The organism is Veillonella sp. (genome assembly GCF_018364065.1).
Taxonomy (GTDB): Bacteria; Bacillota; Negativicutes; order Veillonellales; family Veillonellaceae; genus Veillonella_A.
In genome coordinates, this window is sequence record NZ_JAGZMO010000004.1 from 89,492 (window position 1) to 113,632 (window position 24,141).

Consider the following 24,141-nt stretch of genomic DNA (forward strand, 5'->3'; position numbering starts at 1 on the left):
TGAGGAAGAATGGATGATAGAATTAAAAGATGTGGTAGTTGCATACGATGACCGCGTCATTCTGGACCATGTAGACTTGACGATTGAAGATGGTGAAACCTTAGTTGTCCTCGGGGGCAGCGGGGCCGGGAAAAGTACGATTTTACGACTTATCATCGGCCTGCAGGAACCGAACAGCGGGCAGATCCTTGTAGACGGCGTCGATGTAGTCGGTATGGGGGAAAATGAGTTTAATAAAGTGCGTGAAAAAATGGGCATGGTGTTCCAGTATTCCGCCTTGTTTGACTCCATGACAGTCGGTGAAAACGTAGCTTTCGGGTTGCGGCAACATACAAATCTCAGATCCGGAGAAATCCGGGATGTAGTAGCTGAAAAGTTACAGCTTGTAGGCCTTCCGGGCATTGAACACTACATGCCGAACGAGTTATCCGGCGGTATGAAGAAACGTATCAGCCTGGCGAGAGCCATTGCGTTAAATCCGTGCATCGTTCTCTATGACGAACCGACATCGGGGCTTGATCCCATTACATCGGGCACCATCAGTCGTTTAATCCGGGACATGCAACGTCACTTAAAATGCACATCAATAGTAGTAACCCATGATATGCAGTCCGCCTTTTATGTGGCAGACCGCATCGCATTATTAGATAAAGGAAAATTTGTAGAGATTTCTTCTGCGGAAGAATTTAGAAAGTCCAAGAATCCCCTGGTCCAACAATTTATTCATGGCGGGGCGGACATGGATGAATCGAATAGGGGGTCGGTAGGATGAAATGGAGTACAGAGGCCAAGGTAGGCTTATTTACCGTACTGGGCATACTCCTTTTTACCGCCTGTGTTATGTTCTTGGGGCGCATGGAATTATTTGAGCCCCCGCAAATGAAGATCACGGGCGAATTTCAATCAGTAACAGGTTTGAAAACAGGTAATCAGATAAAATATTCCGGCGTGGCCGTAGGTCATGTAACCGGTATGCAGGTTACGTCGAAGGGCGTAACATTGACGATGGAAATTAATAAGGCAACAGAAATTCCAGATGATTCGGAATTCGCCTTGGCCAACGACGGTATTCTGGGTGATAAGTTCATTCAGGTTACACCGGGGAAATCTAAAAAGTTCCTCAAGGATGGCGACCGCGTTTACGGCGATGGACAGAGTGAAATCGACAAGACTATGAAGCAGGCGACAGAGCTTATGGCGGAAGCAAATAAAACATTGGAGTCCATCAACGGTATTATCGGCGATCAGCAGACGCAGAATTCATTGAAGAATGCGCTCCGCACTACGGAAGTAATCGCTAACAATACAGCGGCACTGACTGCTAATATGAATGATTTATTGGCATCCAATCAGGATAATCTTCACACCATCACAAACAACATGGTGGATATTACAAACAATATGAACGGTATTACGGCGCAACTTGATTCTTCGCTGGCACAGTTTAACAGCGACGGACAGGCGGGCAATGATATGCGTGCTATTGTAGATAATTTGAAAACAACAACAGAAAGCATTAATCGAATGGCTACCTCTATGGAAGGTGTAGTAACTGATCCGCAGAGCAGTCAGGACTTGAAACAAACACTGCACAATACGGCGCAGCTTACTACGAAGTTAAATCGTCTGACCGGAGGAGACGTGGAAGGCGGTGAATCCGGAAAAAAGCTCCCTTTTAAGGTAGACTCAGGCTTTGAGCTGCTTTATAATACAACTAACAAGGATATTGCCGTGAACGGTGATGTGCGCTTTCGGGCGGGGCGTCATGCCCTTAACATAGGCGCCACACAACTCGGTGATGGCAGTCATTTAGAACTGACTTACGGACAGGAAGTGGCCAATCGCTTCTTGTTGCGTGGCGGTCTTTTTGACGGTGATATAGGCCTGGGGGTTGATTACGGACTGGGTGGTCCATTCTCCTTATCGGCAGCTATTATGGACGTTAACGATTATCGCTATCGTATCCGCAGCGAACTGCGCTTGACGGATGATACATATGTAATTGCACAATTTATAAGACCTATGGATGCGGAGCATGGTGGTAATTACTTCGGCATCAGACAGGCATTTTAATCTGGAGGTATAGTCATGGTAAATAAAAAAGCACTTTCTTTGGCAGTAGTATTGGCCTTAACCACAACCGGTGTATGGGCGGCAAATGCCAATGACGACGCAAAACTTACAAAATTTCAACAGGCCGCATTGGTAACAACTCAGCAGACAGTGGCTAATAAAATCGCCAACGATCAGGAAGTAGGTACCCGCGTATCCTTGAACTTGCCTCGTACAATTGAACTGGCATTGATGAATAACCGTACTGTAAAACAGTCTGAATGGCAATATGAAGCGGCCCGAGCACAGGTAAGTGTAGCAGCGGCGGCTAAGAATCCGACCATAAGCTATGCATATTCCGGTGGCCGTGGCAGTGCTACAACTCAAACAGGCGGTACTAATATCAGCGACTCTGCCAGCAATACGTTCAGCCTTTCTGTGCCTATTTATACAGGTGGCAAAGCGGAAGCGGCTATTGAATCGGCTCGTTACTCCCGTGAAGGCTACAATGCAGCTTTAGAAGAAGCGCGTCAGACAGCGAAGCTTGAATCGGCTGAATATTACTATAAATTAATTATGGCTCGTAATAAGGTGGATATTGCGGAACAGTCCGTACGTGATTATGACGGTCATTTAACAAATGTTAACCAACAGTTCAATGTAGGTATCGTGGCGAAGTCCGACGTATTGGCTTCTGAAACATCCTTAGCCAATGCTCGTACCTCCTTGGTGGAAGCACAAAATGCTGCTGATTTGGCAGAAGCTACATTGAACAACTATATCGGCTTACCTGTAACAACACAGGTGGCGACTGCCGACTCTTCTTTGGGGTATACGCCATACAATGTAACTCTTCAGGAAGCACAGGCATACGCTTTATTACATCGTGCTGAAATTGTTCAGAGCACTATGAATGTAAAGGCTGCGGAAGAAGCTATAAAATCTGCTAAATCCGGTTACATGCCTACATTAAGTGCCAGTGCTACGCAGGCTTGGTCCGGCAGTGACTGGGGCGGTACATCCGATGATAACTGGAGAATTGGTGCAGCCGTATCCTGGAGCTTGTGGGATGGCGGTGCTACACGTGAAAATATTAAAGTAGCAGAAGCTAACTTGGAACGATATAAAGAAGCCAACTATCAGGTGATTGAATCTGTAAACTTGGCAGTTCGTCAGGCGTACTTGAACATGAAGTCTGCTGAACAGACAATCGACAGCACACGTACAGCTGTGGCTTCCGGTCAGGAAAGCTTCCGTATTGCCACTCTTCGTTATCGTGCAGGTGTGGGTACTAACCTTGATGTACTTGATGCGGAAACAAGCCTTGAAACAGCACGTAACAACTATGTAGATGCATTGTTCAACTACAACATTGCCGTGGCTACATTGGAAAACGCTATGGGCGTTCCATTGGAAACTCCAATCGGCGGTGCAGCCGCATTAGTTAACGAAGCACAGTCCGGTGCACAGTTGGCTAACTTGGTGCAGGCAGAAGCAAATACTTCCAATAAATAATATATATACTAATAAATATAAATACATTGATGTTGTGTAGACCGAAGTTATGATCTATAAACGTATGAAACTATTTTGTGTGTATACATTGAGGGCGTATATCAGGGGAGGAGTTGACGTGGCACATGAAAAAAGGGCAGCGTAGAGGCTTAGTCGCAATTGCAGTAGCAGCGACCCTTTTTGGCGGCGCGCAGTTGCTGCGTCCTGTAGGCGAAGCATATGTGGGACCTATGGTGCAGGAGCAATTGAATACGGCAATTAACGGCTCTGCCACGTATAACAACTTCCAAATCGACTGGGACGGTACAGTGCGAATTAAAGATTTATCCATCAAAGATAAATCCGGTTCGACCGTAGCCGATGTACCTGAAACGGAAGTGGCATTGGATATTGTAGAAGCGGTTAAAATGCCATTTACCAATACATCGGCGCTTCGACTCATTCGCAGTGTGACGTTGAAAAACCCTACGATTAATGCTGTAGAAAACGAAAATAAAAACTGGAATATTACCTCGCTTATAAAAGAAAAAGAATCAGACAGTGAGATGGATTTCCGTGGTTATGTAACTGTGGAAAATGGTACGGCTCATTTAGCTTGGCTCAATGGGCGTAAAACCGAAATCAGTGCAATCGACGGTACTGTGAAATTAAGTGATTACCCTACACTGGACGGTGCTGTTACGGCTAACTTAGACGGACAGGCCGTCACTTTGAGGGGTTCCTATACCAATGACAGTACGGCGGACTTCAACCTCTATGTGGGTGCTGACAAGTTGTCGCTCTTATATGGCAATGATTTAATACCTGCCGATGTACATGCGAAGATTGAACAGGGCTATGTGAAAAATGTAGGCCTTACTATCAAGCGTACGGGCGGACAATACTCCTTTGAAGGGGGCTTTGACATTGCTGATTTGGGCGCTACGTATGAAAACAGCTCCATCGGAGAATCGCCATATGTAGTCCGCAATGGGGCAGCGCATGTGACCATGGCGGATACGAATATTTCTATTATGGATGGCAAAGTGGCGATTAATGATCAGCAGTTCTTTGCCTTCGGTTCGGTCAATGTGGCGGATATGAAGAATCCGGATTTGAATTTGACCGTATCCGGTACGCAGCTTGACGTGCAGGCATTGGCTCCGGTTGATGTGACCGGCGTGGCAGGCGGTACTGTTCATGTGGAAGGTCCTGTAGATAACTTGAGTGCCACCGGTAACTTGGAAGCGCGCAATCTTACATACAATGGTGTTGTAGTGGAAGAGGCAAGCACATCCTTTACCTTTGCGGACAAGAAGTTAAATCTGCCGGACATCAGTGTAGCTCTTAGCGGCGGTTCCGCCGTAGGGCACGCATTCTATGATATAAATACAAAAGATTATGAAGCGGCCTTCGAAGGCAAAGCAATTCCTCTGGGCCTTATCGGACAGGCTATAGATAAGCCGTTATATGGTAAAATCGATGGTCAGGCACAGATTCGAGGCAATGCAGATACTAATTCGCCGAGTGTTGTTGCTGTATTTGACGGCACCAATGTGGGCTATGACGGTATTGAACTGGATACAGTGAGCGGCCAGATTAACGGCGCCAATGGCGTGTATGCAGTAAACTATCTGAACGGCACCATGGGTGACGGACGGTTCACTGCAAATGGTGTTGTAACAACTGATGAAGTGGCTCTCAATGTAAGTGGTGAAAATATACCGCTCAGCATGATTGGTTCGTACTTAGGTCAGCCAATGACCGGTACAGCTACTGTTACAGGTCAGATTCAAGGCCCAATCAGCAATCCGAACGCCCAATTGGTTGTGGCTTCTGACGGCGGTACAGTGAATAAATTCCGCTTTGACACGACCTATTTAAACGTAACGCTTGCTAATCAGGTGGCTACAATTAATAGGGGCTTCGTACAGGACGGTCATGGCTATTATGAAGTGGCCGGTACGGCTCAGTTAGACGGCAATAAAGCGTTAGACATCGGCATTAATATTGAGACGGTGCGCATTGAAAATGTGGCGCAGGCAGTTACAGATACACCGATTACAGGCTGGCTCTCCATGCGCGGTCATGTGACCGGCACTATGGATAATCCGGTAGTGCGCGGCTTTGTTCATGCGTGGGACGGTTCTGTAAGCGGCAAATTATACAGTGATGTACACTTCGGATTCCGCTATGCGAAAGATTTTATCGGCATACGTGATTTTGTGGCCAAAGCTTATGGCGCCACTTTCTACGGAGACGGTAAAATGGTAAATAACACCCTCGATTTTAACTTTATGGGGGATACGATTTACCTGGAACCATGGCTTAAAGATTACGCCGATGTGTCCGGCTACATGACTGTAGAAGGCACATTGAAGGGTACACTGGATAAACCGATTGTAGAAGGCAATATCGGCTCAAATGCAGTGGTTATTAACGGCATGGCCTTTAAAAACGTACAGGGCAGCATTTATGCAGACCCTACGGTAATTAATCTTCGCAAAGTAAGCTTTGATGAAGGGGATACCGGTCATTTCATGATCGACGGCGGTATGACGCTCCACGGGGAACAACGCCTCTTCGGTTATGCTACTATCGAAAATGGAGACATGACCAACTTCCTGAAGTTGGCCAAAGTGCCCGTAGATAATATGACGGGGGCCATTAACGGCCGACTCGACTTGGGCGGTACGTTGAAGAACCCGGATGTAACATTAAAAGGTACTATCGATAACATTGCCGTAGGCGATACGCCTTGGGGCACTGCGAAAGTGGATGTAACTTTATCGGATAGAAAATTAACCATCAAGCAGGGTGAATTACCAATCGGAGACGGTATGATTGCCGCCGCCGGTACAGCTGACCTAGATGGTGATTCAGATATTCAAATTGCAGGCAATAATGTAGCCATTCCGGCACTTATGGCAGTGGCTAACACAGACATGGCCGCCGGCGGTAATTTACATTTTATTGCCAACGTAAACGGCAAAACATTGAACCCTCATGTGGAATTATCTGCGGAAGTGGTCAATGCAAGCTTTAACGGTGTAGGCTTGGACCGCGTTTACGCCATGGCCACTATGGATGACAAGGTAATTCACATCCAGCAGCTCGTGGGACAGCGTGGACAATATAAATTGAAGCTCAGTGGCGATATGCCGTTGGCTGCCATTTATACATCCGGCTACTTACCACCGGGCGATAAATCGGCTATGGATTTAACCATCGATGCCAATGAGGCCGACTTGGCCGTATTGCCGTTGATGACACCGATGATTACAGAAGGTGTAGGGCCTCTGGAAGGGGCTATTCACATTACGGGCACATACGATAAACCGCAGATTAACGGTATGATCAGTGTGAAAAACGGTACGATCCATTTTGCCGACGTGAAGAAAGACCTTACTGATGTATTTACTCAGCTGATTTTCAAAGGGGAAAGTCTGGAACTCATCGGCGGTGCCAATATGGGTAAAGGTAATGTGGGTATTTCCGGTCAGGCAAGTTGGCATGGCATGAATATTACAGGATACAATGCGGTGGCACAGTTCAACGCTCTTGAACTGGACAGCACCTATTTTAAAGGACCGTTAAACGGTGAAATCGGCATTCTCGAACGAGAAGGCTTACCAACCATCGCCGGTGAAATCAACCTGGAAAATAATACGATTGCTATTCCGTTAACTCTTACCTCCTCTGAAGGAGGCAGTCCGCTCGGGCTTGATGTTACCGTTAATGTAGGCAAGAAAGTAAATCTCTACAGCAGCGGCCTCTATGATATTATGCTGGGTGGCGGTATTCACGCAGGCGGCACTACATTACGACCTCATATTGAAGGGGGCTTTGAAGTACTGGAAGGTACTATTAAATACCTGAATAATACATTTAAGATTCGCAATGGTAAGGCGGACTTTGTGCCGGGCAGTTTCTTGCCGATACTCCAGGTAGAAGCGGATGCACGCGTTCAGTCCTATAACATTAAGTTACAGGTGGATGGACCGGTTGAACAGATGAACTTGAAGCTTACATCGGATCCGCACTTGGAAGAACGTCAGATTATTTCGCTCTTAACCTTCGGTTACAGTAACGGTAACGATAGCAGCTTGTCATCGGATGATGCGAGTGCCTTGTTGGCAGCCGGCGTTCGTTCGGCACTGTCAGGCTATATTGAAGGTACATTGAAGAACACATTGGGACTGGATAGAATTAATATTACGTCCGGCTCGTTGGATCCGAATGAATCGGCTACGACAGCGGAAACAGCCGGCTATTACAATATTGAAATCGGTAAGTATTTGTTGCCTGATTTGATGGTAACTTATAGCCAAGGTCTAAATAATGATATTCAGGCGTATGGTATTCAGTACGATATTAATACCCACTTCAGTGTAAATGGCTGGATGAACAGCAATGATCACTCCTACATGGGTGCTCAATGGCGTTCAGAATTCTAGTTTCTAATTTTTGTACGTTCAGAGTTTTAGCTTCAAGTCTTTGTGCATTCAGAATTCCGGACTTCATGTTAGGCTAATTATAAACAGCCATAATTACGAACGGTAACAAGTGCACACAGCGATAATTGCACATAGTGATAAGTGCGCACAGCGATAATTGTGAACAGCGATTGTTGTAAGCAGAAATAAGGACAAGTAGAAAAACTACACGTATAGATAATTACATGCGAAGAGATGAGTAGAAAGGAGGGATGTACATGCTGGAATCATATTTATCGGAATTAGATAAGATTGAGCTTCTCAGTGTAGAAGAAGAACGACGCTTATGGGAAGCCTATCGCGTTGAAGACGATGAGTCGGCGCGTACAGCCCTCATCGAACATTATCAGCCGCTCGTGTTTCGTGAAGCGATGAATTACAGAAACGCAGTGCCTGATGTAATGGACTGTGTTCAGGAAGGAACCGTCGGTCTTATCGAGTCCGTAGAGCGCTTCGATTACACGAAGGGCGTTGCGTTCTCTCTGTACGCGGTGCATCGCATTCGCGGCCGTATTCTCGATTATCTCCGCAAAGAAGGTAAGGGCGGCGTGCTCTGGTCCGGATCGGCGGAAGAAGAAGAGGATTGGTGGGAACAACTTCCTGACGAAGGTCCGTCCATCGAAAATCGCGTGGAAGAAGAGGCCTTTAACATGGTAGTTAATGAAGCCATCGAACGACTGCCGAGTAATGAACGTCATGTAATGAAGCAGGTCTATTTGGCGGATCGCAGCATTGCTTCCGTGGCGGGGGAATTGTGTACCAGTAACAGCTATATACATCGCCTCCATCGTCAGGGCATCAAGCGATTGCGCGGTATGCTGAGCCGCACACGAAAAATCTGGCAAGAATAAAATATAAAACCTTTCTGTAGTAAGCGAAAGTGATTTTGCATCATAATCGTTTACGGCGGAAAGGTTTTTTGCTTTTATAAGAAGAAATTTTTATGTTTCGTTAAATTTTTGTTAAATAAGCCTTGAATTTCCATACAAACTGAAACAAATTTTTAATAAAAAATTGTCCATATGCTATAATAATATCGATTTAGTTATGTAAATGAGTTCACAATTTGCTCCTTTCTAACGATTATATAGTTAAGAAAGGAGGCCGTTATGAATCAAACAAGCAAATCAATGGAGAAAAAGATTCGATCTGTGAAGACATGGCTCGATCGGGCCGAGCAGGCCTATGCGGATGATTCCACCGCCAAAGGGCAGTTACAGCTCATGTTGGCGAAGGCGGAAATGAAGCATTTGGACGAGCAGCAAGCCAAGCGGAAGTCATACTTGCGGTATGCCATGTATGCGCTAACCTTGAGCCTTACGTTGTTGGCTTTGTATTTCGCCTTGAATCGTCCAAGTCATGTACCGAAGCCTGTAAACGACGGAAAACCGGCTGTTACTGATACAGTAAACAGCACGACGAATTCGTCCGCAACGGGAAATGCAACGGAACAGGGCAAGGCGGTAACTACAACGAATGGCGCAGCGAACAGCAATTCAGGGGCGTCACAGTCAGGCTCTGCCACATCGAATGCGGCACCGGCCACAACCGGTACGGCAGATGTGAACAACAGCGCCGCCAATGCGTCAGGCGATGCAGGCAATGTGGGCACAGCGTCTACGAATGAATCTACCGTTGATGAATCGCAAACGTCCGGTCAAAATTCAGTGACTGAAACGGTCTCCGCTAATCAAGAAGAGAGAGGTAGCAGTGAACCCGTGATCAGCAATACGCAGATACAGGAGGCTGTGCGTGAAGGGGGACGAAGCTTGCGAGGGCAATAAAGAAGGCAATACATGGTATACATAGATAAAAAATCAGATATAATATGTATAACGTTTGACAATTTATATAACAAAAAATTCGTATATGACGTATTATTCATATATACTTTATAATTAATGGATATTTAGTTTTTGTTTAGTAATATACGTGGCATTATGCTTACGTAGAGTAAAATAGTACTAAAAGTATCTGGGAGGATTTATTAAATGACGAATAATCGAGCCTGTAAGAAGTTTTTGGCTGTAGCCGTATTGGCAGCCATAAGCGGTTCCACGGTTTGGGCCGCTGACGAAGTTTCAACGACTGCCAATATTTCACCTGCTTCAACAGCAGTAAGCACAACGGCTGATTCAACAGCTACAGCAACGGCCGTATCTGCAGAAGATGCAGCGGCTCAAGAGGCGATCAGTGCAGCCCGTGGCGGGATTGAAGAAGCACAGAAATCCGACGCGATGGAAGCAAAGCGTGTGGAACTTGATAACTCTTCACTAGCTACTAAAGACCGCGATGTATTGATGGTTGCCAATGCGGAAGGTTCCAAACTCCAGGAACAACAGGCCGCAGGTATGCAACAGGCGGTTAATACTGCAGATGCACGTTACTACTCCGGTGTAACTGACGAAGAGTTACAACCATATGTAGGCAAAGTAATGACCGGCTTCACCATTGAAGGTTTACCGGCCGATGTGCAGGACGAATATTTGGCATTGTTAAAGAGCCATGTAGGCGATACACTCACTATTAATGCAATCAGAACAGACATTGCCGCTTTGGGCGCTACAGGTTTCTTGTCGGAAGTTAATCCGGTAATCACAGTGGTTCCTGAAGGGGTAAAGGTTGCGTACAAAGTAACGATTAACCCGGTTGTAAAATCTGTACAATTCTCGGGCAACACTGTTTACAGCAGCGAAATGTTGACAAACTACTTAAACGTTCAACCGGGCTCCGTATTGAACACAGTACAGGTGGGCGAACGTATTCAGGGTATTAATGCGGCATACAGCCGTGACGGCTATATTTTAGCCCATGTAAATGACCTGAACGTTGATGAAAACGGCGTACTTCACATTTCCATTACAGAAGGTATTGTTGAAGACATCGTGCCACATGGCAATAAGAAGACTAAAGATTATGTAATTCTTCGTGAATTCAATCAGAAGAAAGGTCAACCTTTCAATAAATTCTTAGTTCGTCGTTCCGTAGAAAAAGTTTACAACTTAGGCTACTTCGATGACGTTAACGTACGTCTTTTGGAAGGGTCCACACCTGACCAGGTAGTTATCGAAATCGACGTATTGGAACATAAAACAGGTACTATTACTCTTGGTGCCGGTTATTCCGACTCCGACGGCTTCGTTGGTATCATTGAAGTAGGGGAAGACAACCTCCGCGGTACCGGTGACAAAGTTAAGGTTCACTGGGAATTCGGCGGCACAGCAGGATATAAGAACTACTCCGTATCCTACTTGCGTCCATGGATTGACGATAAAGGTACATCCCTCGGCGTAACAATCTTCGACCGTGAAGACACTTACACGGACTACAACTCCGATGGCGATGAAATTTCCCAATACGTAAAAACACAAAAAGGTCTTAACGTGTCCTTAGGTCGTCAAACCGGCGAATACACACGTGACTACTTAACATTGGAAAGTCGTAAAGACGGCTGGAAATTCGATGAAGACGAAAACAGCGGTTACAACTATGCTGAAAATGCCGGCCCAGGCTATGATCCTGAAAAATATGGCGACTATCAATGGGATAATGGAAAATATAACTTTAAAGATGCTAACTATATTGAAAACAACTTCGGTCGTACAAACAGTGTAACTTGGCAGAAGGTATATGACTCCCGCGATAACATTTATGACCCTAAACGCGGTAAACGTTTCTCCACATCCATTCAGTGGGCCGGTCATGGCTTAGGCGGCGACTTCGACTTCTACAAATTTACAGGCGAATATCGTAGCTACAAACGCGTATTCAGCGATCACGTAATCGCATTCCGCGCACGTGTGGGCTGGGCTCAGGGCGATGTACCTTACAGCATGCTCTACACATTAGGTGGCGCTGACACCTTGCGTGGTTTCGAAGACGATCAGTTCCGCGGTAAGAAAATGTACAATGCTACATTAGAATATCGTGTACCTATCTTCAATAAAGTAACAGGCGTTGTATTTACTGATATGGGTGATGCTTGGGATGCACCAAACGTAACCTGGTACGAAGATGATAAATCCTTTAACATCTCCGTCGGTGCCGGTGTTCGTATCAGCACACCAATCGGACCAATCCGTCTTGATTACGGTGTAAGTAAAGATGACAGCAAATTCCACTTCAGCTTTGGTGGACAATTCTAACCATGAAACGATTAGAGCTCAAGTTAGGGGCGGCTATGTGTATAGCCGCCATGACTTTGTCAGTGGCCTCGGCTGAAACGATTGAAAACGTTAATGTATCATTAACCGGTACATCGTACGCATTGCCACCTGCCTTAGCTCGGCGTATGAGCGCAGCCATCGAGGTGGCGGCGGAAAAAATCTATATCGGTACGGACAGTGAAACTGTTGCGGCCAATCGGGACACATACGATAAGGTAACGCGCGATATTATCGACCGTATTTTATACGGCTATACTGTATCGTCCATATCTATCAATCCCGGTGCTACCAGTGAATTGAATGTGTCACTGCGGCCGTACGGACCGGTAGTAAAGCATGTGGAGACGTCCATTTCTTACGGAAATTTAACACCTGTGGCACAGGAACTGGTGGCTAAAGACGCAGCTTTCGTACAAAACCGCATTGAACAGGTTCTGCTGGGAGCGCCTTTGGATTCTCTGGATTGGGCCAATGCCATTACGGGACAAGTGGTGCGCAATGAACTGGAAGCCGTGTTGCCGGAGTTTATTCCACAAGTGGATATTCGCCCGGGCGAAACTACGAAAGCCACAATTTACCTGATTCCTCAGGGGGCGGTGGTGCGGCACAGTACAACGGAGATTTCCTCCGATACGCTGCCTACATCCGTATTTTTCTCCACGAAAACATATTTTGATGAATACTTAGCCAATTTTGAAGGCGTGCCTGTATCCTTTATCGGAAGGCACGAAAAGGAAATATTGGCCAATATACAAGAACGACTGGATCAGAGCCGTGCATCCACGCGATTTAACATTGGCATGACACCGAAACTGCAGCTTGGCACAGATTTAGTCTTGCAGATTCAGGCCGACTCGTCGCGTTACATTATGCGTGGTGAAGGCTATTTGGATACGGGTCACAAACGGGACCACAATGTGGGTTTCAAGTTCTTTACCGGTATTAAACAAGGCCGTTCGGATTGGTATTTAGAAACAAATTTCTATCCTGATAATTACGAATGGGCGTTTTACCCATCCTATGCGTATCACATAACGGCGGATACAACGGTAGGATATCAGTACAATGTATCTGATTCTTTCAGCCGTTTATGGGTGCGTCAGACGATTGCCGACAAATGGCATTTGCGAGCACAACGGGAATTTCCGGACGACCGCAATGAATTTGGTTTGGCTTATGACGTAAACAACTATTTGGCGGTAGAATATGTAGTGGACGATGATAATCGATGGATTCGATTAATCGGTTACTTATAACTGAACGGTCATCATGTATAATGAAAGTTAAATAGTCGATGGGACCGGGGAATATCTAAGGAGGTCCTGGAAAAAACCGACTGTTTATGACAAAATAATAATTAAAAATAAGAAAGAAGGTAATTTTATTATGATGCGATTTATCAATAATAAAAAGAATGTTAAGATTGTTTCCTTAGTTGTAGCTGTGATTTTCTTGTTAGGTATCGGCGCTATCGCTTACCAGCAGATGGCGGTGCCTACAATGGCCGCAGCAAGTAGCAACATCGGTGTAGTAGATACGCATAAGATTGCGGACCAGAACACACCTGCCGTTGCAGCCGCTATGAAGGAAGATCAGGAATTCCGTGCACAGTTACAGAAAGATTACGCTGCACAATCTGCTAATATGGATGATCAACAGAAAGCGCAGTTACAGATCGAATTCCAGAAAAAAGCACAAGATAAATCCATGGAAATTCAGGAAAAATTACAAAAAGCTCTTAGCGATGCAGCTCAATCCGTAGCAGATGCTAAAGGTCTTTCCGTAGTTCTTAACAAAGAAGCTGTAATTTACGGCGGTGTAGATATTACCGACCAAGTTAAAAAGAAATTAAATGAAGGTGCTCCAACTACAGACACCAATGCAAGCCAGACTAACAAAACTGACGCTCAGAAATAGTAGAAAGGAAGCGGTACAATGAAGCTAACATATCGCTGGATTTCCCTAGCCGTAGTTGTTGCCGTTGCCGTAGCAGTTGGTTATTTGGTAATGACTCATTTAAAAAGTCCTGACACAGGGACTACTTCAAACGCGCCTAAGATTGGCTATGTAAATATGGAAAATATTGTCAAACTGAATCCGTCCTACCAACAGTACAAACAGTTGGAAAAGGAATACAAGGCGATGCAGGATGAATATTTGAATGAGCAGAAAACCTTGACGTTTAAAGCGGAAGAACAGCAGAAATCACTGCAGATGCTGAACAATGATCAGGAAATTACTAATCTGTTAAACATTGAGTTGGTAAGTCGAATTAAGGCGAAAGAGCAGGAGCTCAACATGGAGCTGCAAAAACAGCGCATCGCCTTGATCAATAAATACCGTGGTGAAATAAAAACGACCCCAAGCGAAGCGGACTTGCGCATCGTTAACTTACAATTGGAATTGAGTGCGGCTGAACCGATTGCCTATACAGAAGACCAGAAGGCTATCATCAGTGCGGACCGTGCCGCTAAAGAAGCGGAACTGAAGCAACTGTTGGAACAGCGCGGTGACAATGTACAGGGTAATTTAAACGGCCTGGAACAGAAAGTGGACAGCGAACTGGCACCGATTCGTGCGCGTGGACAGCAAGAACTGGAAGCATATGCAGCCGGTGTACAGAAAGAATTGCTCGCCCGTCGCGACGAACTGATGAAATCCAAGGCGGAAGCGATTATGGCTTCCAGCAATCTGCCGAAACCGGCTGATTGGAACAGCGCTTGGAACAGCAAGTTGAGCGCGAAGAAGAGTGAAATGGATGCACTTCATGACGCCATCCTGGAAGATGTGCGCATGCGTGCCGCTGTAGTAGCTCAAGAAAAAGGGCTCGATTTAATTGTAGTTAATAAAATGGCAAGTACCGATGCAGTCGATGTGACCGATGCCATCATTGCTTCGTACGGTTCAAAATAAAGGAGTTTTTTCCAGAATGACTAAAAAAACAAAGCGTATTTTTGCCGGGTTGGCCCTTATGTTATCCGTAACAGTATTGGCCGGCTGTGGCACACAAGATAAAGTAGGTTATGTAAATCAGACTCGTATAGTACAGGAAACACAGAAAGGCTTCGAGGTTTCTAACAAGTTCCAGGAAAAACGTACTGAAATTATGCAGCGTTTACAACAGGCATCCCAGTCCGGGGATCAAAGCGCATTCTTGAAGGCACAGGCGGAAGCACAGCAGGAAATGCAAGTGTTCCAGCAGGCGTTGGAAAGCGACTTTGAAAGCAGCATTCAGGCCAGTGCCGGTGCAGTAGCTCAGGAAAAAGGCTTGACTGTAGTTACTAAGAATGGTGTAGTTGTAGGTAATGGCGTAGACATTACTGATGAAGTAATTGAAAAAATGGGTAAGGTAGATCCGAAAGCAAAAGCTGATGCGGAAGCGAAAGCCAGCCAGGCGGCAGCACAGGCCGGCGCACAGAATTCCGGTACGCAGGAAAGCGGACAATAATTGAAGACGGCATTAGCCGCTATAACTGTTCCTCGTGGATTTTTCACGAGGATACAGTGCTATATACCCTTTATTCAAAATTGAGAGGAGACTTTCGTAGTGAAGTATACAGTTGAGGAACTGGCCCAAAAAGTAGGAGGCAAACTCGTTGGTGATGGGCAAGTTGTGATAGAAGAAACACGCAGTTTGGAGCATGGTGCACCACAGGCGATTTCATTTGCCATTGGCGATTATTGTGAATTTGTGGGGCAGAGCAAAGCCGGTGCGGTTATCGTGGAAGCGCCTATTGAAGGCGTAATCATTCCGCAAATCGTGGTGGAAAACGCGAAGGTGGCTTTTTCCGAAGTATTGGCCTTATTCCATCCACCGGTAGTTGTGCCGCGCACAATCCATGAAACCGCCATTATCGGTAAAAACGTTACCTTGGGGGAAAATATCAGTGTAGGCCCTTATTGCGTGATTTGCGACAACGCGGTTATTGGTGATAATGTAGTATTACATCCTTATGTATACATCGGTCACAACACTAAAATCGGTGAAGATTCGGCGATTTATGCAGGCGCCATCGTTCATGAAAACTGTATTCTCGGCAAACGTGTAGTACTTCGTGCGAAAGCGGTTATCGGCGGTGAAGGTTTTGGTTTCGCCACTGAAAATGGTGTACATACACACATTCCTCAAGTAGGTAATGTAATTCTTGAAGATGACGTGGAAGTAGGTTCCTGCTCCACCATTGATAATGCTACGATGGGCTCCACCTTGGTGCGCCGTGGTACTAAGATTGACAATTTGGTTCACTTGGGCCATAATGTGGAAATCGGCGAAGATTGTTTCCTTATCGCACAAGTTGGTATTGCAGGCAGTACCAAGTGCGGCAATCACGTTATTTTCGCCGGTCAGACCGGCTGTACCGGTCACATCACCATCGGTGATAATGTAACCTTTGCAGGTAAAACAGGCATTACAGGCAATGTGCCTTCCAACGGCACATATGCAGGTTATCCGATGCGCCCTCATAGAGAGTGGTTAAAATTGGCCGCCTATGAAACACGTTTACCTGAAATGGCGAAAACAATTAAGAAGTTAGAAAAGGAACTGGCTAATTTAAAGGCTCAGTTAAACGATAAATAGGAGCGACTATGTATAGGTTTATGAAACTTTTTAGTGCCTTCATATGTGCATTGCCGAAAAGCTTGCAATATGGCATCGGGGCATTATTAGGTGAACTTTTTTGGCTGTTGCTGCCGCCGAAACGACGGAAGCTGGCAATAGGACAGATATTATTCTGTAACATTACCGGCGACCCGAAAGAGGCAAGACGCATTGCCAAACGCAGTACGACCCGTTTTGGCCGTATGATGATTGACGTACTCCGTTATCCGGAGATTAAAGACGGCAAATATAAAGAAATGTTCGAGTTTGTGGACCGGAAGTATCTGGATGATGCCAAAGAGGACGGGAAAGGTGCGGTGCTCATGGCAATTCACAGCGGCAACTGGGAACTTTTGGGCGGTATTTTAGCGTCCGAAGGCTATCCGCTTATCTCTGTGGCGATGAAACAGAATGGTGACTCCGATCGATTCATCAACGAATACCGTGAAATGATGCATCAGCATGTAACCTATAAAACGGGCGTTCGTGAAATGATTCGCGAACTGACCAACGGCGCCATGATCGGTCTTATTATGGACCAGGATCCGGGCGACCAGGGACAGTTGGCACCATTATTCGGTTATGAAACGCTGACCCCTGTAGGTCCCGCCGTTATGGCGCGCATGCGCAATGTGCCGATTATTCCTGTAATGATTCATTACGATGAATACAAGGACAAGCATATTATCACTGCATATAAACCGTTCTATGCGGAGCATACGGACGATAAACGCCGTGATACGGCTGTTACGCTGACTCGTCTCAATGAATTCATTGAAGACTACATCAGACGTTATCCGGAAGACTGGTTCTGGCTGCACAATCGTTGGAAATGGACCCGCCGTTATTATGCGGGCAAGATTGAAGTACCGCCGGATCCTATGAAATCAAAGTAATATAGATAATAAACGAGTATTAAATTATATATAAAATATATTTATGGCGTATTCCGGACGATGACGGATGCATATATATGTATGGCTATAAATTAGTTTATAGAAGGGGATTTCCCTGATTTTAATGCAAAAGCATCATGGTCGCTTCGACGTCATGATGCTTTTTCCTTGTATTAAAATTACATGTTTGCTAATTTTTAGAATATTATTATATAATTAAATATGGTGTGTAAGAATATATGAATTAATAGAATGGAAAGGAGGAGGCTAATGGTACTCAAACAAAAGACTTTGTTAAAACCGATTCAGTATAAAGGCACAGGCCTGCACAGCGGCCTGCCGGTAACGATGACCTTGCGCCCCGCGGAAGCAGGCACAGGAATTGTATTTATTCGTACTGATTTGCCGGGAGCGCCTTCAGTAAAAGCTATCGCCGCTAACGTAACAAGTACCAATCGCGCCACAACTTTGGAAGATGGGGAAGCGAAAGTATTTACTGTAGAGCATTTATTAGCAGCCTTTTACGGATTACAAATAGATAACTGTTATGTAGAATTGGATTCGCCTGAACCTCCGGTTGGTGACGGCAGCGCCGCTGTTTTCACAGACCTTATGAAAGAAGCAGGCATCGAGGAATTGGATGCGGACAGAGCGGTATATGCCGTGAAGCGGTCCCATGCGATTTATGATAAAGACCGCTATATACTCATTGTTCCTTATGATGGCTTGCGTGTAACCTTTACATCTGTTAATAGTCATCCTTTATTGGGAACGCAACAGGTGGATATTCTATTGAATTCCGAAAATTTTGAAACGGATATTGCGCCGGCTCGAACCATCGGCTTTATGAGCGAGTTGAAACAACTCCAGGAGATGGGACTCGCCAAGGGCGGCAGTCTTGAAAACGTGTTGGTTTATGATGAAACCACCTGCCTGTCGGTGCCGCGCTTTGATGATGAACTGGTGCGTCATAAAATATTGGACGTATTAGGTGATTTGTTCTTATTAGGACCTATCAAGGGCCATATTATAGCTTTAAAATCCAGTCATGAATTAAACTCACGCTTAGCACGTGAAATATTAGCAGAAATGAAGGAGAACTAATATGATTCTTACAGTTGAAGACATTATGGAAATTTTACCTCATCGTTATCCATTATTATTGGTGGACCGTATTATCGAATTGGATCCGATGAAACGTGCCGTAGGCATTAAAAATGCAACTATGAACGAATTATTCTTCCAAGGTCATTTCCCTGGAAACCCTGTAATGCCGGGTGTATTGCTTACTGAAGCCATCGCTCAGGTAGGCGGCATCGCATTATTGTATCCGGAAGAAAACCGTGGTCTTACACCAATGTTTACAGGTATTGATAAAGTACGTTTCCGTCATCCTGTAAGACCTGGCGATCAGGTTCGTATGGAAGTGGAAATTGTTAAAATTAAAGGCCGCATGGGCAAAGTAGAAGGTAAAGCCTTTGTGGATGATAAATTAGTGGCTAGCGGCGAATACATGTTTGCACTTGTATAATAGCGGAAACACGCAATAATTAAAGGAAAAATGCTAAATATTGCAATACACTGCAATAAAAACCTAAAAATCTCTTATTGAGGTTGAATATTTCTGAAATATGGTTGTTCATTTTTAGTAAATGAAAACGATTATATAAGTAACAAGAAAAAGTCCCAATCTCAATGGAGTAAGGAGTGACATAGATGATAGTAGTAGGCATGGAAAACGCTGCCTCCAATATACATAGTACCGCTGTTGTACACCCTGACGCAAAAATAGGTGAAGGCGTAATTATCGGCCCCGGAGCCGTTATTGGGGAAAATGTAACTATTGGTGACGGTACACAAATCGGCGCCAATGTAGTGGTGGGCGGTTGGACCACCATTGGAGCACGTTGTGAGATTTACCCCGGTGCAGCTGTAGGGCTGGAACCACAAGATTTAAAATTTAAAGGCGAAAAAAGCTTTTGTAATATTGGCGATGAAACAGTTATCCGCGAATGTGTAACCATCAGCCGCGCTACCGGTGAAGGGGAAGAAACTCGTATCGGTAATAACTGTCTCTTCCAGGCTTGTACACACGTAGCACATAACTGCGTAGTAGGTAACAATGTTATCATGAGTAACTGTGCCGGCTTGGCCGGTCACGTAACCGTTGAAGATCGCGTTGTTATCGGCGGTATCGCCGGCATTCACCAGTTTGTAAAAATTGGTCGCAATGCCATGGTAGGCGGCATGGCCAAGGTTGTACAAGATGTACCGCCGTACATCATTGCGGACGGTCAACCGGCTCGCGTAATCGGACTTAACTCCGTGGGCTTGTCCCGTGCCGGCGTGTCCGAAGAAGTACGTCATGATTTGAAACAGGCGTACCGCATTATTTTCCGCTCCGGATACTCCTTATCCCGAGCCATTAAAGAAATGGAATTACAATTAAATTCATCAGTTGAGATCGAAAACTTGTTGCGTTTCTTGCGCAATGCGGATCGTGGCATTATGCGTCCGCGTCGCGACTGATAAGAAGAGCCTTCACTTTGTTGGTCACCTTTTGGGGAGGACGGGGTTGAAAGGCTCTTTTTCGTTCCTAAATTGCAATTAATTCTATGTAAATACACGTTAAAACATGTAATTACAGAGGGAAATTTGATATAATATAGGGTAGTCGTTTTTATTCGTAATGTTTCCGGTTAGGAGGATTAGATGGGAAAAGTTGGTTTGTTGGCCGGCATTGGTAAATTACCGGTAGAATTTATGCGGGCCGCTCAATCACAGGGATACGAAGTCGTAGTTATTGCCGTCATTCCTAACACAGAGCCTGCGCTTCAACAAGAAGCAAATGCGTTTTATGACATTAACGTGGCTAAAATAGACAAGATATTTAAGACTCTTCACAAGGAAGGCATCACTGAAGTGACCATGCTGGGCAAGGTAACGAAAGAAGTGCTTTTCAAGGGCTTGAGTTTTCCTGACCTGCGGGCCATTAAAATGCTTACCAAGTTGAAAGACCGCAAGGATGACACCATTATGTTGTCCATCGTGGAAGAGCTTGAGAAAGAAGGCATTCATGTAGTAGACCAGACTGTTTACATGAAGCCCCTTATGCCGAAGGAAGGCATTTTGACGAAGAAAAAACCATCCAAGGAACAAGTTGCCGATATTATGTTCGGCTTTGAAGTAGCCAAGCAGATGGGCGGTCTCGACATCGGCCAGACCGTAGTAGTGAAGAATTTGGCTGTTATGGCTATCGAAGCCATCGAAGGGACCGACGCGTGCATTAAGCGTGGCGGACAATTGGGCCGCGGTGAAGCTGTGGTTGTAAAAACAGCCAAGCCTCGTCAGGACGTGCGCTTTGACGTGCCGGCCGTAGGGCTTACCACCTTGCAGTCCATGATCGACAGCGGCTGTAATGTGCTCGCCATCGAAGCGGAGCGAACTATTTTTGTAGAGCAGGACGAAGTATTGGACTTGGCCAATAAGAAGGGCATCATTATTTGTGCCATCGCAGGTCCTGATGAAGAGTAATTGCGTTTGATTTCATAGGAGGTACTGATGAAAATAATGTTTTCTGCCGGAGAGGCATCCGGGGATGTACATGCAGCCAGCGTAGCAAAGGCATTAAAGCAGGCGTATCCTGATGTTGATATGTTCGGCATGGGCGGTACCCTTATGGAAGAAGCAGGCGTGTCCATTGTGTACGATATTAAGAAACTCGGCTATATCGGCATCGTGGAAATCGTAAAACACTTGCCCAGCTTTTTCAAACTGCGCAGTTATTTGAAAGAACTAATGATCCGGGAGAAACCGGATGTACTGGTTTGTGTAGATTATCCCGGATTTAACATGCGCCTCGCTAAAGTGGCGAAGGAGCTGGGAATCCCTGTTGTATATTACATTGCCCCAACAATTTGGGCATGGCATAGAAGTCGTGGCAAAGACATTGCCAAAACAGTTACGAAAGTAGCCTCCATATTCCCGTTCGAAGCGAAAGCGTATGAAGAATTCGGCGTGGATGTGGAATTCGTAGGTAATCCGCTCATAGATATTGTGAAACCGACCATGACTTACGAAGAAGGCGTGTCGTACTTCAATATGCCGGAAGGAACAAAGCGTATTTTGCTTTTGCCGGGAAGTCGCAAGCAGGAAATTATGAGCTTACTGGACATGATGCTTCAAGGTGCCGAATTGGCATTGAAAGAACATCCGGAGTTAGTATTCTACCTGCCTCGGGCTCATACAATTGATCGTTCCGATTTGGAAGCGATTATTGCCAAGTATAATGTGCCAGTAACTATTACAGAAGGCAATACATTCGACTTGATGCAATGTTCCGATGCGGCGGTGGCCGCGTCCGGTACCGTAACTTTGGAAGCGGCCCTCATGGGACTGCCAACACTGTTGCTTTATCGGTTATCGCCGATTACATTTACGTTGGGCAAATTATTAGTTAATTTAACACATGTAGGGTTGCCGAATATTGTGGCGGGCCGGGAAGTCATTCCGGAGCTGCTGCAAAATGATGTAACGCCTGAGAATATAAAGAATCAATTGGAATCGCTAGTATATGATGCACCTCGACGCGCTCAAATGATAGCAGATTTAAAAACTGTAAAAGCTGATTTAGGTGCACCGGGAGCCGTTGCGCGTGTAGCGCAGGTTATCGGCTCTGTGGCCTTAGACCACAAGCGGAGGAAATAGATGGGAAGTTATAAGCGTTTATTAGTATATGTAAGGCCTTATGCGGGACGCATGGTATTCGGCCTGATTTGTATGATCATTGCAGCGGCCGCCTACCTCGTAGTGCCGTGGCTCATTAAAAATGTGGTGGACGAAGTATTACAGGCCAAGGATTTGGGCATGTTGAACCTGGTGGCATTCGCCATTTTAGCAGTATTCCTCATTCGCGGTTTCGCCACATACGGACAGACATATACGATGAGTTATATTGGCCAGCGAGTGATTATCGACATTCGCCAGGCTTTGTTTAAACATTTACAGCGTCTTGACCAGGCGTACTTTGACCGCCGCAAGACGGGGCAGATTATGAGTAATCTTACCAATGACGTGAGCGCGTTGCAGACGGCCATTGTAGATAATCTCATCTCCCTCATTACGGAAGGTGTTACCTTAATCGGTTCCTTGATTTCCATGATCCTCATCGACTGGAAACTCACCTTGGTAACCTTGATTATCGTGCCGGTTGTACTGGGCCTCGTAAATGTATTCGGCAAGAAGCTGCGCCGTGCAGGTCACGAAGTGCAGGGACGTATTGCTGATATTACAGCGCTTTTGCAGGAAGTTATTTCCAGCATCCGCATCGTTCGCTCCTTCGCCCGTGAAAAATACGAAATTAAGAAATTTGAACACGAAAACCAACGTAACTTTGCTGCGGCTATGAAGGCTACTAAATTATCCAGCCTTTTGAGCCCGTTGGTAGAGTTTTCCGCCGCTATTGCGGTTACTGTTATCCTCTGGTATGGCGGTTATAATGTAGTAACAGGCGTCATTTCCGCCGGTTCCCTCATTGCGTTCTTAATCTACGCCATCAACTTGTCGAATCCGGTAAAACGTCTCAGCCAGGTATACAGTAACATTCAGAAATCCATGGCAGCGGGCGACCGCGTTTTCGAAATTTTAGATACAGAACCGGAAGTTAAGGAAAAAGAAAATGCCATTGAGTTACCGGCTATTAAGGGCTATGTAGACTTCAATGATGTATCTTTCTCCTATGACGGTGAAAAGAAAGCATTGGACTCCTTATCGCTCCATGTACCGGCAGGCCGCATCGTGGCCGTAGTCGGTCCATCCGGTGCAGGTAAGACAACCATTGCCAATTTGTTGCCTCGGTTTTATGATGTAAGTGAAGGGGCTGTTTGCATCGACGGCGTGGACGTACGGGATGTATCCTTTAAGTCCTTGCGCGAGCAGATCGGTCTGGTGCCGCAGGAAACCATGTTGTTTAATGCGACAATCAAAGAAAATATTTTATATGGCCGTTTAGACGGTACAGATGAAGAAGTATATGCGGCGGCTAAAGCGGCCAACGCATTGGAGTTTATTGAGAAAATGCCGGATGGCATGGACACTATGGTCGGCGAACGGGGCAGTTCCTTATCGGGGGGCCAGCGTCAACGTATTTCTATAGCACGCGCTATTTTGAAGAATCCTCGCATTCTGATCTTGGACGAAGCAACGTCGGCGCTTGATACGGAAAGTGAAAAGCTGGTACAGGAAGCTCTGGAGCGTTTGATGGAAAATCGAACCGCTTTTGTAATCGCACATCGTTTGAGTACGATTAAAAATGCGGACCAAATTATTGTGTTAAGACAGGGACGCATCGTCGAGTCAGGTACCCATGACGAGTTATTGGCTCAGGATGGCTTATATAAGAACTTGTACTCGGTGCAATTTAACAGTAAAGGATAAGA

At 45.6% G+C, this 24,141-nt stretch carries 19 protein-coding genes; all 19 read left to right on the forward strand.

All coding sequences use genetic code 11. The annotated features are described in order from the left end of the window. Window positions 1–13: 13 nt before the first annotated feature. A complete protein-coding gene (locus KHZ77_RS05345; RefSeq protein WP_295196420.1) occupies window positions 14–772 on the forward strand; it encodes an ABC transporter ATP-binding protein in 759 nt (252 codons plus the stop codon). Next, entirely contained in the window at window positions 769–2,073 is a 1,305-nt protein-coding gene (locus KHZ77_RS05350; RefSeq protein ID WP_295196422.1) for an MlaD family protein, read from the forward strand. Before KHZ77_RS05345 ends, KHZ77_RS05350 begins: the two co-directional genes overlap by 4 nt. 15 nt (window positions 2,074–2,088) lie before the next feature. Next, window positions 2,089–3,567, forward strand: coding sequence for a TolC family protein (locus tag KHZ77_RS05355; RefSeq protein WP_295196424.1), 1,479 nt, complete (start codon window positions 2,089–2,091; stop codon window positions 3,565–3,567). A 125-nt stretch (window positions 3,568–3,692) separates the two neighbouring features. Beyond that, on the forward strand, window positions 3,693–8,003 hold the full coding sequence (locus KHZ77_RS05360; RefSeq protein ID WP_295196426.1) for a translocation/assembly module TamB domain-containing protein: 4,311 nt from the start codon (window positions 3,693–3,695) through the stop codon (window positions 8,001–8,003). Between the two features lie 257 nt (window positions 8,004–8,260). Further along, window positions 8,261–8,893 carry a sigma-70 family RNA polymerase sigma factor gene (locus tag KHZ77_RS05365; protein ID WP_295196428.1) on the forward strand — a complete coding sequence of 211 codons (633 nt, stop codon included), beginning with the start codon at window positions 8,261–8,263 and terminating at the stop codon, window positions 8,891–8,893. 258 nt (window positions 8,894–9,151) lie between these two features. Continuing rightward, window positions 9,152–9,826 (forward strand): hypothetical protein, encoded by a 675-nt coding sequence (locus KHZ77_RS05370; protein WP_295196430.1) that lies wholly within the window; start codon window positions 9,152–9,154, stop codon window positions 9,824–9,826. A 207-nt stretch (window positions 9,827–10,033) separates the two neighbouring features. Next, window positions 10,034–12,187, forward strand: coding sequence for a BamA/TamA family outer membrane protein (locus KHZ77_RS05375; protein WP_295196432.1), 2,154 nt, complete (start codon window positions 10,034–10,036; stop codon window positions 12,185–12,187). Window positions 12,188–12,189: 2 nt separating this feature from the next. Next, entirely contained in the window at window positions 12,190–13,464 is a 1,275-nt protein-coding gene (locus KHZ77_RS05380; protein WP_295196433.1) for a hypothetical protein, read from the forward strand. Between the two features lie 130 nt (window positions 13,465–13,594). Beyond that, window positions 13,595–14,125, forward strand: coding sequence for an OmpH family outer membrane protein (locus tag KHZ77_RS05385; RefSeq protein WP_295196435.1), 531 nt, complete (start codon window positions 13,595–13,597; stop codon window positions 14,123–14,125). An 18-nt stretch (window positions 14,126–14,143) separates the two neighbouring features. Then, entirely contained in the window at window positions 14,144–15,121 is a 978-nt protein-coding gene (locus tag KHZ77_RS05390) for a hypothetical protein (RefSeq protein WP_295196437.1), read from the forward strand. 16 nt (window positions 15,122–15,137) lie between these two features. Continuing rightward, on the forward strand, window positions 15,138–15,656 hold the full coding sequence (locus KHZ77_RS05395) for an OmpH family outer membrane protein (RefSeq protein ID WP_295196439.1): 519 nt from the start codon (window positions 15,138–15,140) through the stop codon (window positions 15,654–15,656). 99 nt (window positions 15,657–15,755) lie between these two features. Continuing rightward, entirely contained in the window at window positions 15,756–16,787 is a 1,032-nt protein-coding gene (lpxD, locus tag KHZ77_RS05400; protein ID WP_295196441.1) for a UDP-3-O-(3-hydroxymyristoyl)glucosamine N-acyltransferase, read from the forward strand. An 8-nt stretch (window positions 16,788–16,795) separates the two neighbouring features. Next, window positions 16,796–17,704, forward strand: a complete 909-nt coding sequence (locus tag KHZ77_RS05405; RefSeq protein ID WP_295196443.1) for a lysophospholipid acyltransferase family protein — start codon at window positions 16,796–16,798, stop codon at window positions 17,702–17,704. Between the two features lie 270 nt (window positions 17,705–17,974). Continuing rightward, window positions 17,975–18,808: a UDP-3-O-acyl-N-acetylglucosamine deacetylase gene (lpxC, locus tag KHZ77_RS05410; protein ID WP_295196445.1), complete on the forward strand. Its 834-nt coding sequence runs from the start codon at window positions 17,975–17,977 to the stop codon at window positions 18,806–18,808. A 1-nt stretch (window position 18,809) separates the two neighbouring features. Continuing rightward, complete coding sequence (gene fabZ / locus KHZ77_RS05415; RefSeq protein WP_295196447.1) at window positions 18,810–19,235, forward strand: 3-hydroxyacyl-ACP dehydratase FabZ; 426 nt, start codon at window positions 18,810–18,812, stop codon at window positions 19,233–19,235. A 185-nt stretch (window positions 19,236–19,420) separates the two neighbouring features. Continuing rightward, complete coding sequence (lpxA, locus tag KHZ77_RS05420) at window positions 19,421–20,233, forward strand: acyl-ACP--UDP-N-acetylglucosamine O-acyltransferase (RefSeq protein WP_295196449.1); 813 nt, start codon at window positions 19,421–19,423, stop codon at window positions 20,231–20,233. Window positions 20,234–20,416: 183 nt separating this feature from the next. Next, window positions 20,417–21,238 (forward strand): UDP-2,3-diacylglucosamine diphosphatase LpxI, encoded by an 822-nt coding sequence (gene lpxI / locus KHZ77_RS05425; protein ID WP_295196451.1) that lies wholly within the window; start codon window positions 20,417–20,419, stop codon window positions 21,236–21,238. Between the two features lie 27 nt (window positions 21,239–21,265). Continuing rightward, window positions 21,266–22,411 (forward strand): lipid-A-disaccharide synthase, encoded by a 1,146-nt coding sequence (gene lpxB / locus KHZ77_RS05430; RefSeq protein WP_295196453.1) that lies wholly within the window; start codon window positions 21,266–21,268, stop codon window positions 22,409–22,411. Next, on the forward strand, window positions 22,412–24,139 hold the full coding sequence (msbA, locus tag KHZ77_RS05435; protein ID WP_295196455.1) for a lipid A export permease/ATP-binding protein MsbA: 1,728 nt from the start codon (window positions 22,412–22,414) through the stop codon (window positions 24,137–24,139). The last annotated feature ends 2 nt before the right edge of the window (window positions 24,140–24,141 follow it).